Below are 16,248 nucleotides of genomic sequence, written 5' to 3'. Positions count from 1 at the left end.
CACCGCCCGTTCTGTCCTATGTTCAGTGCTAACGTTTTTCGAAGCATTCGCCATTTCACCGATTTTACCCGATTGGCCTTTGCTTTTATTTTCGCGCTGAAATTCTTGATCCCCTATTTCGCGACTGAAATACTCTGCCGTTTCTGAATCACCGGCGGCTAAAAGCAACTTGTTAGACATACAAGACAGTAGCGTTTGAGCTTGGTCTTTTCCGTAAGTGGCTCGAAGTTGGGCAATTGTTTGGAGACCCGAAACACAGCACCCGCCATTCTTCCGCAACCTAGTTAAGCCCAGACTCAGGCTCGACACTTTGCCCAAGCTGTCTAGCTCATCCATTATGTACCACAGACGCCGTTCCGGGTTTTCCCTTAAGCAAAGCCCTTCAGTAATCGCCAACCCTAACCAGCAGCCAACGAGCCTTTTCAGGGTTTCCATTTGATTATCCATGTACGTGATATACAGCCAGCCCTGGCGCGCGTCCTGATCAACGTTACGCACCCACTCACGTACCGAAAAACTCCCCATATCGGGTAAGTAGTCCCAAGCACTTAGGTACTCTGTCATTTGGCTTCTTATAGAGGCAAGCAACCGGTCAGCACCTGGCACGACATAGGTAGCAGCAGGGGTATCTTTAAGAAGATTATATAATTCTTTATCTGTCGCTTGATTCGCCCGCCTTAATAGCTCTTTAAGCGAGTAATTGCCTTCCCGCCACTGTAGCAATATCAATTCTTGTAAAAACGTTCTAGCCTTTCCGCTCCATGATTCGTCCGCTGGGTCACTTCCTTTTGGAATAGCAGCCATGACTACCATCGGCACATCTTCTGGATTATCAATCTCTTTAAACGGAGACCAGTCAACCGATCGCGCATCAAACGGGTTTAGCAACAAGTCACCGTCACGCCCAAACCGATCAAAATACCCGCCCGAAGGGTCGGCAATAATCGCCGTCTGACCACGGCTCTGAACCGTTCTCAGCATTTCGTTTATAGCTTGTGACTTACCCGCCCCTGTCTTACCCGCAATCAAAAAATGCTCAGCTTCGTTTTGTTGAGCAATGGCTACCCCGCCGATTTTGATACTTTCGCGGTAATTCTCATCGGTAGCGGCTTGTTGAGCTGCGACCGCTGCACCATCCATTAATGAAGCCCCCCGCACGTACTTCTTACCGTGCTGGTTAACAGGGGCCATTCGCGGCTTATAAGTGCCATGGGCTCCTGGCATCCACTTCAACCACCCTAACAACTCACCGGCCGCCCCATCATCCGGGATATGCTCAATCATTCGAGACGCAACATCGAGAATTAACAAAACCGTCAGAGCTAGCATTAGCCATGCAAATACAGCCATGAAAAAGCCCTCATTAACCCACACCCACGTTACATGGCCGAGGGTTATAGCGGTGGCCACCAGGTAAAGCCATTCTACCCATGTATATCGCGCCCCTTTTGCAAAGACGTTATACAGCTCACCGAACAGCCGCCACGGCCCCGCGATGGCTGTTGCTGTTGCCCGCAATACAGATTTTAAAAAAAGGCCAATAACGTTCACGCCCATAGCAGGAACTCCCTATTTATTGAAATAAAGTGACATAGAACAAGAGCGCAGAAATTCCGCCGACAATTGCTATAGCACCCATCCAGAGCATGTCTTGCAGCTGGTTTCTGCGCAGACCCAAGCGGGCCTGTTCTAGCTCTTTTGCAGCAGCTTGAATTGTTACCGCCGCTTGTGACATTTCGGTTTGAACTGTTTGTTCAATAGTTGTTTTAATAGCGCTCATGACTTGATTCGTATAGTCGTCTACTCGCCCCCTTAGCTCGTTATCAACGTCTTTTTTCAGCATGAAAGACAGTTGTTCTCTTTGCTCTACTAAGGCGTCAGTAGCAGCTAAAACCCTGCCCGCCGCTTCGTCTATCTCCTTTCGTTTAATGTCTAGCAAATAGGGAATAGACTCCTCGCCCTTCCCAATTGCCGCTCGGATCTCCTCCGCTTTTTCGTCAATAATCATTGTTGCTATATCAACGATATAAAAAGCGGGGTCGTCCTCGTGAATTAGCATCCCATGCCGGGATGCTATTTCAGCGATAATTTTCTTTTTATCCATTTTTAAAACTCGACAGAATCAAGTTGATTAAATACATCGCGGGCGACTGTTTTAATCCGCTGCTTTTCCATAATGTTAAACTTATCGGAAGCAATCGCTTCGGAAACCGTCAAACGCTGGCTAAGCATCCGTTTAATGTCATCGCCAAACGTGTCTCTATTGCGCTCAACCAGAGTAACAACACCGCTAATAAGTGTGCTGTTATTTTTGAAAAGAGTTGTTTCTGTAAATTCTTTTCCGTTACTGTCAGTGCTGCCGAAATACTCATTTAGCCATAGCACAACAGGAACATCACCGACGCCTTGAATAATTGAATTAAAGCCGTTCGCTGTATCAATCAGGTTGTCACCCCCACCGATGATAGAGTGAATATATACCCGTTTGCCTGCATCCTTTAGCATTGAGAAAACATCATTCTCAATCATGTAAGCAAGAAGTGGGCTAAAAGTGTTTGCCCCGTTATCGATAACACAAGGCTCCTCAGTTTCCATGATATCGACAATCAATGCGTCGAATTTTTTAGAGTCAATAGTGCGGCTTGGCGTCATGACTGGAATTTGCTTAACGGAAAGCGCTTTGTAGTGCGCAAAGGTAGTATTCTCCTGGTCGGTATCAAAAGCGGCCAGGGTGCCGAAATTAGTCTTAATATATTCAGCTAAAAGAGCAGAGACAAAAGACTTACCGATACCGCCTTTTCCTTGCAGGATGAAATGAACGGTGTTTTTCATGTTCGCAGTTTCCTTTTTAGTTTCAGTTGCTACAGCTTCTTTTTTAGTAGTCATATTTATATCCTTACTTTAATAGGTCGCTAACATCGCGGTTTGGATCATGGTCAAACCGTTTCGTTTTTTGCTTTTGGAATTTGGCCGATTTATCCGTGCTGCCAGATTCCGGCTTTTGCTCAGATTCCGCCGCCCCTTCTTTTTGGCGTTCAATTGGGGTTTCCGCCTTTTTTTGGGGTGCTTTTTCTTCTGCCTTTTTACGTTGTCGTCTAATACGGTAAAGAGCGCTCTCAAAGCTTTTCAGGGTCATCGTGAACCCTTGGCTATGCAGAGCCTCAAGTATGGCTGCGCGGCTGACTCCAGCAGCTAAGGCTGCTTCTACCTCATCAACCACATCGCGGAGCCGGGCTGTTTCTGAACGGGCTTTATCTCCTTCCGCCAGGCCGCGCAGCACATCCGACACACTGTTTTTGTCCATCGTCACTCCTGTTAAGTAGCCGGTTTTATGTTGCTGCCTGCATTTTGCAGTGTTAGTGCAGTGGCTGCAACGTATTGCGGCTGTCTGTTTGCAATGTTAGTGCAGTGCTTATGCAGTGTAAAGAGTTTTTTTGCAGTGCATATGCAGTGTAATTGCAGTCCTTAGAGAGTGTACTTGCAATGCTTCGTGCTTTGGCTATACTTATAGCTGGAAGCATAGGCACGTCGGATATGTTTACAAAATTGCTCCGCATTTTGAACATATCCCGTGCCAAAGGGGTACCCTTTGAAACCCAACCCCGACAGTGCCACCGCATCAACAGCGACAGCAGCAAACCGAGGAGCCGCCGCAGTGAGTAGAAAGAAAAAGAGCGATACGCCACGACTAACAAACCCGGTTGCGTTCCGCCTGACTGAAGCAGATCACGCGGCCTACATTGAGAAAGTAGAGGCGTCGGGCATGAAGCCAAGCGAGTTTTTCCGCGAGTGCGTTTTGACCAACCGCACGCAGGTAGTCGCCCGGCAGAAAAACAGCGCAGATAAACAGCGCCTTATTTACCTGTTTAACAAGACGAGCAACAACATAAACCAGTTGGCGCACCGGGCTAACGTGGATTTCAACGCCGGGACTATTAGCGAAGCTACTTATAGCGGGATTCTAAACGAGCTAGAGCTGATGGGCCGTTATATGAAAGCGGTGATTAACGATGTTGATTAGAGTGCGCGGCGGCGAAGCCGGTATTAAAGAGTATTTAGAAAACGGACAAAAGCAGGGCCGTGACTTCGACCGTGATACTTTAGACGAGCGCGTTATTTTAGCTGGTGATTTAGAGCTGACCGACAGCGTTATAAACGGAATGGACAAACAGGGCGAGAAGTATTTGCATATTACTTTGGCGTTTCGTGAAGATGAGATTAGCCGGGAAGTTTTGCAGAATATAACCGACGAGTTTAAAGAGTTTGCATATTCAGCATATCAAGACGATGAGTTTAATTTTTATGCCGAGGCCCATTTACCGAAAATAAAAAGTTATAATCATCGTGGAACGGGTGAGTTTATCGAGCGTAAGCCGCACGTTCATATAGTGATGCCGGAGCAAAATCTTTTAAATGGCCAGAACCTTAATCCTTTGGGGAAGGTAGAGCAGCAAACAAAATTTCTAGAAGCCTTCCAAGAGCATATTAACGCCAAGTATGGACTGGCGAGCCCTAAAGACCATGAGCGCATCGTAATAACAAGTGAGTCTGAAATTATTAGTCGCTATAAAGGCGATGTATTCAAAGGCCAAGGGAGTGAATTGAAAGCGGAGCTTTTGGATGCTGTTTTGAAGGGGAACGTTAACGACTGGCAGCAATTTAAAGAAATGCTAGCCGAGTATGGTGAGGTTAAAGAGCGACGCAGCGGTGAATACTTAAATTTAAAGCCGGAAGGGGCAAAGCGTGGCACCAATTTAAAAGACCGCATGTTTAGCCGTGAGTTTATCGAGCAGACGACAGACGAGAAATTAAAGCGTATCGAGGACTACCGTAAAAGTTTGGAAAGTGCAGAACGTTACAGCACGCCAGGCAGACCGAAACCGACACCGGAGCAGATCACCGAGCGCTTAACAGAATGGCACGACATACGTGCTAAAGAAGTGCGGTTTGTCAATTCAGGCAACAGAAAACTGTACGCCGAGTTTAAGACAGCCGACCAGGAGCGCCGCCGCGAGATCCTTACAGAGCGCGCCCAGCAATTTAACGCCAAATGGAGAACCGTAGAGCATGAGCGAACAGGACAACACCGAGAAGCTTTTACCGATCTTGAAAACGATTTGCGAACAGCAGGCCGCTATGTCGAATCAGCTAGCCGAGTTGCTGGAAGCGCTGAACAAAGAGCCAGAGGGATCATTGATAGAGGATCTAGCCGAGCTGTTAGAGCCGTTGTCAGCCGACTTGTCAGAGATCAAACAGCGCCTGAACGCAAGCGGGAGCAGCAACCAGACCGAGCCACCCGCAGAGAGTCCGATAGCGTAGCGGGCCAGTTTCGCCGCGACCTTACAGAGCAGCGACAGCAGCAGACCGGACAGCAGGGGGAAATGGTACAGATCAAGAAGGATCTTGACGCCGCGCGCTTACTGGCAGCGACCAGCCAGAGCCACGGAGTAATACCAGAGCGTTACGAAATCACTAAAGGCAAAGACGGTGGCGACCGTATTAAGTGCGGTACTCGAAACTTGAACGTCAGTGATTTTCTGACAAAAGAGCTAAACCTGCCATGGCCCCAAGCCGCCGAGCTGTTGCGTAGCACTTACGCCGAGCAGCAGGCACAGGAGCCACAACAACAGCGCCGAGCAACGCCCCGCGCCGAGCTTTGGGCAGAGTACCGCGAACAGTGGAAACCGGCACAGCGTGAAGCCAAGAGCCAGGCATGGGAGCAGCAAAAAGCTAGCGACAAACAGCGCCGGGGAGAATTGCGGCAGAAGTGGTACACACAGAAAAATCGGATTGAAGGCGACAAGGGTTTAACCAGGCCACAGCGCCGCGCTTCTCTGTCAGTTGCGCGGATGGAAAAGGCACTAGCCGATAAAGCGCTAGGGGATCAGATCAAGCAGGAGCGCGACACGTTGAAAGAGCAGTTTAACAAGCCAGCTGCCGAACAGTTCCGGGACTTTCTGACAGAGAAAGCCGTACAGGGCGATGAAGCCGCACTTTTAGAATTACGTCGCCAGGCTGACCGACCCAGCCAGGCAGAGCCAGGAACCCCAACAGTAAAAGGGGAAGATCAGCAGCAAGAGCAGGCCGCGCCGATCATGCGCCGGTTGAGTTACCAGGTAGACCGCCGTGGTGATGTTCATTACAGCGATGACAGAGGCCGCCGATTATTTACAGACGCAGGGCGCGAAGTTCGGACATACCAGACCAAGCCCCAGGAGCTGGAAACAGCGCTACGCCTGGCAGTACAGAAGTTTGGGCCCACGCTGAACGTGAACGGCACCGATGAATATAAAAAATCGGTGCTCGATGTAGTAGCTAAGTCGGGTATGCGCGTGAAGTTTGCAGACCCGGCACTAGAGCAGCAACGACAGCAGCGTGAAGCTTCTACGCAACGTGTTAAGCAGTTTGACCAGGTGCGCACCCAAGCAGCTGATAAAGCCGCACAGGAGCGCGAAAAACAACGGCAACAGGAAAGAGAGGTGCAGCAGGCAGAGAAAGAGAGAGAGCAGCGGAGAAGCCGCAGCAGGGGCCGCGATGATGGCCACGGACTTTAATTAACCGCAGGAGTTAACACTATGAGAGATCGAGATTACCGGCGTTTAGAAATCGAATCCCGCTTAGGGCACTTATATAACGAAAGAACAATGCTAGAAGTTGGCCGGGAACAGGGGGAAGGCTTCTTTGATGATTTAGACGAAAAAACACTAATGATGGTTAACACCGAGATTGCAGAAATGGAATCGTTGAGAGAACTCGCATAAGGAGCCGCAACTATGGAACTTCAAGAGCAAATCGACAAAGAGCGCGAGAAAATTGAACAGCTAGAAGCCGAAAAGTCACGCGCTGAAAATGCTGGTGAAAAAGATAAAGCCGCTGACCTGGATACACAGGTACATCGGGCATATGCAGATAAAAAGGCACTTGAAGCACAAAGAGAGGTGCTTGCTAGCTATGAAGGGGAAGGTAACTACGAACGCGCTGAAACAGAAAGCATGGAAGTGGATCGTACAAGCCGCACCGTTCGCCAGCGCGGCGGACGCCCCCTTAACCGCCGCAGCTCTGTCTATGACTTAGCAGCCCGCACCGGCGTTAATTCTACCACTACAACAGTATCAACTAGCGTTGAGCTGGACAGCACGCAGCGGGAAATGGTGTCCAGCGGCGTTAGCACTTTAGATGGTCTAGCGAAGAATCAGCAGCAAAGCAGCTCACTAGACAAAATGTATCGCGACTTTGATAAGCAGCACGACAGCGAAGCAAAAGAGCGAGAGCGCGAATCAGAGAAGCTAAGCCAGTTTGTCAGCAGTGGCACCGCGGAACGTGGGCAAGTGCAGCAGGGCGAGCGGCAACAAGCGAAGGACGCCGACCTGTCCGGCAGCTTTGGCCCGGCCAGCGACTACAAGCCACAGCAGGAAAAGGCCGCCACCCAGGAACAGCAAACGCAGCAGCAGGAGACAGGGCAGGGGGCCGAGATCGACGGCCAGCATTTCCGCGAGATCGAGGACGGCGACCGCGTGAAAGGAGAGATCGTTAACATCGTAGAAATGGAGGACGGGAGCAAGTTCTACGCCGTTGAAGCCGTTGGCCAAGACTATGAAACCGACAGGGTTCTAGTGCCCGTTGATGAAAACGAGCATGAGCACGAAGTAGGCGACAGGATCAGCTCGACGATGCAAAGAGACGAGGTAAACACTCGACAGGATACGCACGAGTACACAAACGAAAGGTGATAAAAAAGGCGCTGTAGTATCAGCTACAGCGCCCCAACCACCTTACCAACAGCTAATCCAATGCACGGGTTTCACTGAAAAGGTAATTAACGATGGTATCTGAAAGCTTAACAGAGAATAGGTCAAAATGTCCTATCGCTAAGGGTCGTCGCTGGTGGGCAGCAGTCGCTATCGCAAGCTGCCTCGGCACCGTGATGATAAGTGCCCCACTGATGTTTTATGCCGTTCATCTACACCGGGAGAACCTGGCCGAGGGTGATCGGGCTGTCGTGAAGTGGCAGGAAATTAACCTTCATAATCGGTTGCTCAAGGAGTCTATCAAATGAAAACGATGGCTCTTACTTCGCTGGCTATTTTCATCATTTCATTTTTTATCGCGAGTTCATCCGTTATTGAAGCGTCAGTTAACAAACGTGCAATTAATGCGTTAACTGTTTTGACACTTGATCCCGAAATTTTAGAGATCATCAGGAGTGTAAAGCCATGATTCGCAAGTTATTGATTGCTGCTGCATTGTTTTCTGTCGCGACGCTCTCACAAGCTCAAAGCTTGAGCGAACAAGCTGAAATCGCTATTCAATCTGTTGTTAACGTGAGAACAAAGGATGCTATTACTTACAGTCGATTGGGTGAAGTGCCGGGCGTTCAGAGCGGTTGGCCAACTAAAGCTACTGAATACTTAAACCGCTGGCTCACGAACTGGCGGCTGATACCGGCGGAGTTGGCCCCTGCATATGACAGCACCGGATTCATTGTTGAGGTTGAGAGCCGGACTTACGTAATGACCGCTGCGCATTCTGTAGAGGAAATGCGCCGAGATATTGTGACGATAACGACATTAGACGGTCAAGAGCACGCCGCACGACTGGTAGGGCATGAGCCACGGCGAGACGGTTTAGACATCGCGCTGCTGTCTGTGCCCACACTTGAAAGCCCAGCGCTCCAGTTCGCACAAGGTGTAGAAAGAGGTGAGCTTGTCGCCGTCCTAAAATCACCTACCCGCCCGCGTAATAATATCGGTGCTGGGGTGGTTACAGAAACAAATCAGGCGCTTGAAGCTACGCCTAAAAGCTGGGGAGGGCGCGAACTAATAAAGATAGATGCCACTGTTTTTAAAGGCGACAGCGGCGGCCCCGTTATTAACGAAGCCGGTCAAGTCATTGGCGTAATATCAATGCTTCATTCATCTAACGAAATGGGTTTTCTCGTGAACGCCGACCAGGCTCTAGCTGCCGCGCATCGAATCGCTTCAAATTGTGATGTATCAGATCCGTGTGACTTGCTTGCAGTCATTGAATAGAACAAGGAATCTCTCCCCTTTTAACTCCAAAAGGGGAGAGCACTAGCATATGCGGCCAGAAACACCCATTAGGATCATCGCCCCGAAGGTTGACCCCTACACCAAAGAGGCCCGAACGCGCCCCTATGCCGAGTTTGATGTACAAGGGCTGGGCATTGAGTCAATAGAGGGGCAAGACGTGCGTAGCGCCCCGCCTGTGCGGCTTCCTAGCCTTATCGAGCCCGGCGCGCTGCTGGATCTTTATGTCGCTTCTAGTGGTGGTGTAGTGGCATCTGAAAGCGATAAAGGGTTAACGTCCCTCTTTGATACCCCGCTAGTGATCGTGACCGACTTGCTCACCGTGCAGTTAGTCCGCAGCTAACAAGGTTTTTCTCCCCTTTTAAATCAAATTTCCCTCTAACTGCGACAGAATGAATGTGGGATTCCAACAGCACCAGGCGCTCTATAGCCAGGTAAAACTGTGCGCGTTGCCGGCCTTTTTCCCGCCTATTTTCCCCATCGTTGCCCAGCAAGGTTTTTCTCCCCTTATAAGAACCCGCGCCCATTGCCGCAGTGTTCGTGCTGCCTGTCTCATAACCCCTAGATTGTAGAACGCTGAAAATATAGGTGCTTTTTCTTTAAAAAGGTGTCGCATAATATAGTGTTTTAATTATACTGGTATGAAACACCAATAGGGTACAGCGCATGACAGAAAAATTAGACGCAGACACCCCGGACATATTCACCGGACGTATGACGTTCGGTTATGCGCGTGTCAGCACAAAAAGCCAGGACTTCGACGGCCAGGTTGAGAAGTTGCAGCAAGCAGGGTGCAACCATGTTTTTGCAGAGAAGGCGACCGGCAGGCACCAAGCCCGGCCAGAACTGCTTAAAATGCTCGATAAGCTACGCGCTGGTGACGTTGTGATAGTTACTAGGCTCGACAGGCTGGCACGCAGTACACGCGACCTATTAGCGCTTGTCGAGCAAATGGATGAAATCGGCGCAAAGTTTAAAAGCTTATCGGAGCCGTGGGCTGACACCACAAGCCCAGCTGGAAAAATGATAATGACTGTCCTCGCAGGAGTTGCCGAATTTGAGCGTTCGCTCATCGTAGAGCGAACGTCAGCGGGCATGAAAGAAGCGCTAAAGCAGGGCAGAAGGCCGGGGCCGCCTGTGAAGATAACGAAAGAGCGCCGCGAGACACTGTTGGCGTTATTAAACGACGGAAAAGGCGCGACAGAAGTAGCCCGGATTATGAACGTTCATCGCTCGACTGTTTACCGAGTGATTCGCGAAGAAGAAAATAAAAAGCTAATAGCAAACTAAAATATCCAATGCACGGGATAACCAGATGAGCGATTTTGACGAAGCTGAATATAGAGAAAAATTGATAAAGGGTGGAATTGATAAAAACACCGCTTTTGACCTTGCTCGACGGTACGCTGAAAATCAGGAACATTCACCCCTTCAATTAGATAACGCCAAAAAAGAAGAAGAAAAAAAGCCAGCTTCCCGGCGTAAAACTAAGCGCGAACTGACGCAGCGATCTGTAAATCAAATCCTGCAAATACAGGAGGAAAGCGCCCAGGATGCCGACGCGCTGGGATTTATAGCACGGCTATTGATACAAGCCACGATGCCCCACAGCAAGCCAGAGTCGAGCGAGTGGAGCCGCACAAATGGCAACTTGACCATGCACATGATGGCTCCGTCATCAATCGGTCTACCGTATGGCAGCTATGCCCGCCTGCTGCTGGTCTGGATCACTACCCAGGCCGCTAGGAACAAGGTGAGGGTAGATAAAGGATGGATCAACGAGGCCGAGGCCCGGAGGCTGGAGCTGGGCGACTCCCTAAGTGGCTTCATGGCCGAGCTGGGCCTACTGCCGACCGGAGGGAAAGAAGGGTCTATAGGCCGCCTACGTGATCAGATGCGCCGATTGTTCAGCACTGCCATTACCGCGACCCTCACAGAGAGCCGGGAGGATACCGGCCTGATCGTGGACAAGCTAGGGGGCGCGATGGTGGCAGATGAAGCAGAACTATGGTGGGACACCAAGCGGCCGGATCAAAGCAGCTTATGGCGCTCTTACGTTGAGCTGTCGCCCAAGTTTTTCCGACTCATCACAGAAAAGCCGGTGCCGCTGGATATGCGAGTGCTGCGCCTTATCAAGCGCTCCCCTATGGCTCTTGATGTGTATTGCTGGGCTACCTACCGCGTAAGTTACTTGAAGCGGGCAACTTGCATCCCCTGGCCTAGCCTGATGGCCCAGATCGGCGCGAACTACCCAGACACCACACGGGGCCGCTTGGACTTTAAAGCTAAATTCAAGCAGGGACTAGACAAAGTGCGGGCTGCCTGGCCGGAGCTGGACGCCACACCTACGGAGAAGGGGCTGCTGTTGAAACGGTGCACCCCCCAGGTAAGCCGCAAGACCAGAGGGGAGATACCGCCGCCCCAAGAATGAATATCACGTCATGCAGGCCCGGCCACCGTGCCGGGTTTTTTGTGCCAAGCAATTGAAACCTTAAACTGCCACGCATGTTTGGTCTCACCCTGTTGAAAGCCCTGTGGAAACAGCACGTTATCCACGCATGTTTGGTCTCACTTTGGCGGTGCTTATCCACGCATGTTTGGTCTCACCCTGCGCATGTTTGGTCTCACCCTGCGCATGTTTGGTCTCACCGACCCCCCGCTAGCCCAGCAGTGGCGCGGGTTTCAGAGAGTGCCCTGTAGTTCTTTCCTGTATTTCTTTCCTTTAGAAAAGACCTTTTCCTATAGTTATGGCCGCTTATCAGTGGATAAGCGCGACGACAGCGCAAAACATGGCTCAAGCCCCACATTCATTCTGTCGCAGTTGTGCGGGGAAAGCCGATTAAAAAGAGCGCGAAAACGCGCTCGCCTACCCTCCGGTCGTCGTTCCTCCTCCCTGCGCCCGGCCTTCGGCCGCCTTACCCCAAAAATGCCTCGGCAAAGCCGAGAAGCTGGACGCTTCAAGCCGCTTCGCGGCTGCGCGCCCAAAACGGCGAAAGCTGGCCGCTAAAGTGCTAAAGCTCAAAGGGCCGATCTCCAGCTCAACGCACGAACGTTTGCGCCTTCGGCGCGGTTTATCAGTAGGTGGGGCGTTTATTCTTGCTTTAATGGTAAATTCTGGAATCATAGAAGCATTAAGAAGTTAACGCCAAAAGAAAGGCTTCTACCCCATGCCCATCAACGAAGTTGAGTACGAACAGATAATTAAGTACGCACAGAAAGTGCTAGATGAAACAGGAAAGTACCCCGCAATCAGCGATGTACGAGAAGCCACAGGCTATGGCATGAATAAAGTTCATGAAGCCGTAACGCGTTGGAAGAATAATATTATCGCCTGGGAAGTGCTGGGAGAAAGAGTTGAAAAATTAGAAGAAGAAAACGATTTCCTCAAGAAAGAGCTAGAAAAGTTTATCAGAAACAAAAAATAACAAACTAAGTAAGATCTTACTATTTATTTACTGCCTGCCTTAGTATATCCTTTATTTACACCTAAAGGAGGTACTACCCATGCGTTATATAGCTATCGTTGCAATCTTCGCTGCTCTCTACTTTTTTGCCACCGCTGTCATTAGCGAAGTAAAGAACGCCCCGCCGCTTATTCCTACCGTCGAATCACTTACCAAAGCTCGCTAAAGCTATTCATCTAGCTATCTGAAGCCATAAAGGAAAATAGAAATGAAAAAGAAATTTTTAGCGTTAGCTATTGCTGCTGTTTTTTCAACTCAAGCAGGCTACACAGTCGCTTATAGCGCAGGCGGTGGGGATGATTGCGGAGACACTGCTAGTGTAGCAATCGGAACTGATTCAGAAGCTTGTTTGTCTGGAGTTTCTGTTGGTTATGAGGCTTACTCAGATGATAGCTCAGTTGCAGTCGGTCGGAGTGCAAGAGCAGAAGGAATCTCTTCAACAGCTGTGGGACAACAAGCCCAGGCAATGAGCCAGGGCTCAACTGCAATCGGTTTTATGAGTGAAGCGACTGGTATAAGCTCAGTCGCAGTGGGTGATGCAACTACATCTTCAGGATTTTACTCAGTAGCGTTGGGTTTAAGTTCGGCAACTGGCGATTATTCATTCGCTTTGGGAGGCATATCGAACGGTGAAAGCTCTTATGCATTCGGAGGAAATGCAAGTGGAGAAGGAGCTTTCACTCTCGGAAAAAATGCCACAGCATCAGGTTTAGAATCGTATGCGTTTGGTAATTTTGCTGCTGCTGCTGACGATAGATCATATGCTTTTGGATATCTCGCACGGGCAGAAGCTTATAACAGCTTCGCATTCGGCGCTAACTCTACAGCGACAGAGTCTAATACAGCAGAGTTCGGAGGGCTGCGGTTGACAGGCATTAGTGATGCCATTAACGATCAAGATGCTGTTACTCGAAAACAATTGAATGATGCAATATCGGGTGTGAGTGGTGGCGGAAGTGGCGGCAGCATGGATTATGCTTATGTTGATAACGCGGTTTCAACAACGCTTTCTAACGCCAAACAGTATACAGATGATGAAATTGCTAAGATTCCTACTAGCGGGGGAGGTAGTGGTGGAGGCAGTGGCTCAATTATCGTTGATAATGATTATGACTATATCGACACCGGCGACACTCTTACTCTAAGTAATGCAAATGTATACGCTGACGAGGGCGATGCTCGCACTTTATCGGATGCAAACTTATATACGGATGTCGAAGTTATAGCAGTCGAAGAACGCGCTAATTTCTATACTGATCAAGTCGCAACTGAAACGCTTAGCTCAGCAAATAACTATGCTGACCAGGTATCAAATCAGGCTGAATATCGCGCCAATCAGTACACCGATTCCCGAGTTGGCCAGCTTGAAGACAAGCTATCTAGCGGCATCGCTGCAATGGCTGCAATGCCAAGCCTTCCCCCGATCCCTGTCGGCGGCTTCGGTGTTGGTATCGGCACAGGCCATTATAATAGCCAGAACGCAGTAGGTTTCCGGGCCGGATATGCGCCGAAACAGAACCTTATGTTCCAGGTCGGTGGCGGCATCCCAGGAAACGGCAGCGGTGGCGGCGCAGTGATCAGCACCGGCTTTTCAATGACCTTTAAGTAACTTAGTATCAATGTTAATTAAGAGCCCGCAACGCGGGCTTTTTGCATTTGGAGCCCTTATGCACTGGACTAAACGAGTTATGTTCCGCCTCCCCGGCTTAGCTAGATCCGTTGGGGTTTCGATGATTGCAGCGGCGTTAATCGCGTTCGCCTTGCGCCCGGACACGTTCACGTTCACTGGTGCTATACTGTTGGTAATGGCAGGGCTCGCCTTTTGGGTGCTGGGCGCTGCATCGGAAGTAATGAAAGAGGAGGAAGCGCAATGAGCTATTACGCAGAGCTTGCTATTCTTATTGCCGTGCTAGGTGTGCCAATCGGCACAGGGCTTTACTTTAAGCACCGCTATGAAAAGAAGCACGGCCCGATCCGGTAACATGAAATCAGTAAAAGCCTGGCTAACTGCCGGGTTTTTTTTACCTTGAATAATAAGAATAATAATACTATTATTATTATTCTTATCTTGGTCTGGGAATAGACAAATGGAAATCAGCACAGATATTCGTGACCGCATCATTGCCACCGCCGACCAGCTTTACCAGGACGCAGAGCGTGAGCGCTTCCCCACTGTTGACCAGGTGCGCCGGGCAGCACGGGCCGATATGAACACAACGAGCAGTGTCATGAAGGAATGGCGGCGACAGCAGACCGCCGCACCGGCAGCGGTAGCCGTGGCCGTGCCGGAGCGAGTGCAAGAAGCTATGAGCATGGCCCTGGCCACTGTTTGGAGTGAAGCCCAGGAACTAGCCAACGAGTCGCTAACCGCTGCAAAACAAGCATGGGAAACCGAGCGCGCCGACGCTGACGCTATGCGGGCCGAGCTGGCAGAGGCATACGAAACACAGGCCCAAGAGCTGGAAAGCGTCCAGCAAGCACTAGCGGAGGCTCAGGCCACCGCCCAGGCAAACGACGAGAAACAACAGGCCCAGGCCAAAGAGCTAGCAGACGTAACCGCGAGGCTTCAAGAAGTGGGCCACCGGGAGCAGGACGCACAACGCCGCATTGATGAATTGCGCGCCGAGCTGGCAGAGGAAAAAACACACATCGAGCAGCTGACAAAACAGCATCGTGACGAGCAAGAGAACACCAGGCAGAAGCACGGCGAGGCGCTGGCCAAGATCCAGGAGCAGCGCGACAACGCCGCTCAGGAGCTAGCGACCGTTAAAGCCCGCGCCGAAGCACAGCAGGAAGCCGCAGCGGAGCGACAGAGCGCCGCGCAGACTCAAGCCGATAAACTGGCCGCAGATTTGGATAACGCCCGCCAGAGCGCCGCACAGGCCCGCGAGCAGGCCGCAGGGCTCGCCGGTCAGCTGGAAGCTGTCACAGCGCAAAACAAGGAGTTGATGGCCGCGATCCAGAAGGCGCAGCCGGAGAAGAAGCCCACAGCACCCAGGAAGCGCACCACGGCCAAGAAAGGCACCACCCAAGGGGAAGATTGAGCCCCCTTCCCTTTTGGCGTTAAAAAGCCGGGCACATGGCCCGGCTTGCTGGATCTTACGTTAACCCGTGCATTGGATTAGTCGCTAGATTCTGTACTACTGCCCTGCTGGTAGTCTCCAAACGTGCGCGTTTTCGGTTCATGTTGAGGTGGAGTACTGCTTTCAGGCTGACGTTCTGCAATCATTTCAGCATAGGTGCGTGTTTCCGTTGCTGCTTCACGTACTATCTTTTCAGCATCGCGCCGTGCTGCTCGTTCTTCGCCCCACAGCTCTACGTATGCGGCCCTCTCGCGTTCTTCCGGGGTCATGCTTTCGAGTTCTGCCTGGCGTTCTTGCTGTTCCCGCTCGATAGCCCCTAGCTGGCGTTCAGGGGTGCTTTCCTGCTCAGTAGGCTCTACTTGAGATTGACGTTCTTCGCGTTGCTGTTCATTCCTTTCTATGACCGCCTGGTTATCAAATTCTGCGTTGAGATAGCCGACTGCTACAAAAGCGACGATCACGACCCCGGTTTTTAGTAGTGCTATCGGATTAAGTGTCATATCAGCCATGTGCGACAGCCTCTTTCTCTTTTCTAGTGAACGGGATATTCAGGCTTTCCATACGGACATATTCCAGCGTGACACGCATTGCAGGACTGCCCACGGGCTTTAAATAACCGTGCAAGTTGGGTAACGCGGTAATTTCAGATGCCAG

At 50.6% G+C, this 16,248-nt stretch carries 18 protein-coding genes; 13 read left to right on the top strand and 5 right to left on the bottom strand.

The features are described from left to right. The 4 genes from FKN99_RS17290 to FKN99_RS17810 all read right to left on the bottom strand — a co-directional run. Positions 1–1,557, bottom strand: a 1,557-nt coding sequence (locus FKN99_RS17290) for a type IV secretion system DNA-binding domain-containing protein (RefSeq protein WP_172119027.1), incomplete at its 3' end; no start/stop codon positions are given. A 16-nt stretch (positions 1,558–1,573) separates the two neighbouring features. After that, positions 1,574–2,104, bottom strand: coding sequence for a hypothetical protein (locus FKN99_RS17285; protein ID WP_172119026.1), 531 nt, complete (start codon positions 2,102–2,104; stop codon positions 1,574–1,576). 2 nt (positions 2,105–2,106) lie between these two features. Then, positions 2,107–2,886 (bottom strand): P-loop NTPase family protein, encoded by a 780-nt coding sequence (locus FKN99_RS17280; RefSeq protein ID WP_216658155.1) that lies wholly within the window; start codon positions 2,884–2,886, stop codon positions 2,107–2,109. Between the two features lie 10 nt (positions 2,887–2,896). Further along, entirely contained in the window at positions 2,897–3,304 is a 408-nt protein-coding gene (locus FKN99_RS17810; RefSeq protein WP_216658154.1) for a hypothetical protein, read from the bottom strand. A 351-nt stretch (positions 3,305–3,655) separates the two neighbouring features. Here FKN99_RS17810 and FKN99_RS17270 point away from each other — a divergent pair, with 351 nt between their 5' ends. The 13 genes from FKN99_RS17270 to FKN99_RS17210 all read left to right on the top strand — a co-directional run bounded on the left by FKN99_RS17270 (position 3,656) and on the right by FKN99_RS17210 (position 15,555). Next, positions 3,656–4,021 (top strand): plasmid mobilization protein, encoded by a 366-nt coding sequence (locus FKN99_RS17270; RefSeq protein ID WP_172119025.1) that lies wholly within the window; start codon positions 3,656–3,658, stop codon positions 4,019–4,021. Next, positions 4,011–6,554 carry an LPD7 domain-containing protein gene (locus FKN99_RS17265; protein WP_172119024.1) on the top strand — a complete coding sequence of 848 codons (2,544 nt, stop codon included), beginning with the start codon at positions 4,011–4,013 and terminating at the stop codon, positions 6,552–6,554. Before FKN99_RS17270 ends, FKN99_RS17265 begins: the two co-directional genes overlap by 11 nt. 21 nt (positions 6,555–6,575) lie before the next feature. Further along, positions 6,576–6,761: a hypothetical protein gene (locus FKN99_RS17260; protein ID WP_172119023.1), complete on the top strand. Its 186-nt coding sequence runs from the start codon at positions 6,576–6,578 to the stop codon at positions 6,759–6,761. 12 nt (positions 6,762–6,773) lie between these two features. Continuing rightward, complete coding sequence (locus FKN99_RS17255; protein ID WP_172119022.1) at positions 6,774–7,730, top strand: hypothetical protein; 957 nt, start codon at positions 6,774–6,776, stop codon at positions 7,728–7,730. A gap of 322 nt (positions 7,731–8,052) precedes the next feature. After that, entirely contained in the window at positions 8,053–8,217 is a 165-nt protein-coding gene (locus FKN99_RS17250) for a hypothetical protein (protein WP_172119021.1), read from the top strand. After that, positions 8,214–9,029 carry a S1 family peptidase gene (locus FKN99_RS17245; RefSeq protein WP_172119020.1) on the top strand — a complete coding sequence of 272 codons (816 nt, stop codon included), beginning with the start codon at positions 8,214–8,216 and terminating at the stop codon, positions 9,027–9,029. Before FKN99_RS17250 ends, FKN99_RS17245 begins: the two co-directional genes overlap by 4 nt. Before the next feature lie 49 nt (positions 9,030–9,078). Beyond that, the gene (locus FKN99_RS17240; RefSeq protein ID WP_172119019.1) at positions 9,079–9,390 is read left to right on the top strand and encodes a hypothetical protein; all 312 of its coding nucleotides are present in this window, start codon (positions 9,079–9,081) and stop codon (positions 9,388–9,390) included. Between the two features lie 323 nt (positions 9,391–9,713). Continuing rightward, entirely contained in the window at positions 9,714–10,337 is a 624-nt protein-coding gene (locus FKN99_RS17235) for a recombinase family protein (protein WP_216658153.1), read from the top strand. A gap of 25 nt (positions 10,338–10,362) precedes the next feature. Next, positions 10,363–11,478: a replication protein RepA gene (locus FKN99_RS17230; RefSeq protein ID WP_172119018.1), complete on the top strand. Its 1,116-nt coding sequence runs from the start codon at positions 10,363–10,365 to the stop codon at positions 11,476–11,478. A gap of 736 nt (positions 11,479–12,214) precedes the next feature. Further along, positions 12,215–12,472, top strand: a complete 258-nt coding sequence (locus FKN99_RS17225; RefSeq protein WP_172119017.1) for a hypothetical protein — start codon at positions 12,215–12,217, stop codon at positions 12,470–12,472. Between the two features lie 247 nt (positions 12,473–12,719). Next, positions 12,720–14,120, top strand: a complete 1,401-nt coding sequence (locus FKN99_RS17220; RefSeq protein ID WP_172119016.1) for a YadA-like family protein — start codon at positions 12,720–12,722, stop codon at positions 14,118–14,120. Between the two features lie 58 nt (positions 14,121–14,178). Then, positions 14,179–14,385 carry a hypothetical protein gene (locus tag FKN99_RS17215; protein WP_172119015.1) on the top strand — a complete coding sequence of 69 codons (207 nt, stop codon included), beginning with the start codon at positions 14,179–14,181 and terminating at the stop codon, positions 14,383–14,385. A 213-nt stretch (positions 14,386–14,598) separates the two neighbouring features. Beyond that, positions 14,599–15,555, top strand: coding sequence for a DNA-binding protein (locus FKN99_RS17210; protein ID WP_172119014.1), 957 nt, complete (start codon positions 14,599–14,601; stop codon positions 15,553–15,555). 77 nt (positions 15,556–15,632) lie between these two features. Here FKN99_RS17210 and FKN99_RS17205 read toward each other — a convergent pair whose 3' ends face one another. Further along, positions 15,633–16,103, bottom strand: coding sequence for a hypothetical protein (locus tag FKN99_RS17205; protein ID WP_172119013.1), 471 nt, complete (start codon positions 16,101–16,103; stop codon positions 15,633–15,635). Between the last annotated feature and the right edge of the window lie 145 nt (positions 16,104–16,248).

The organism is Halomonas hibernica (assembly GCF_013183775.1).
GTDB lineage: Bacteria > Pseudomonadota > Gammaproteobacteria > Pseudomonadales > Halomonadaceae > Vreelandella > Vreelandella citrativorans.
The sequence above is the reverse complement of the archived record's forward strand: the minus strand, read 5'-3'. Positions and strand labels throughout refer to the sequence as shown.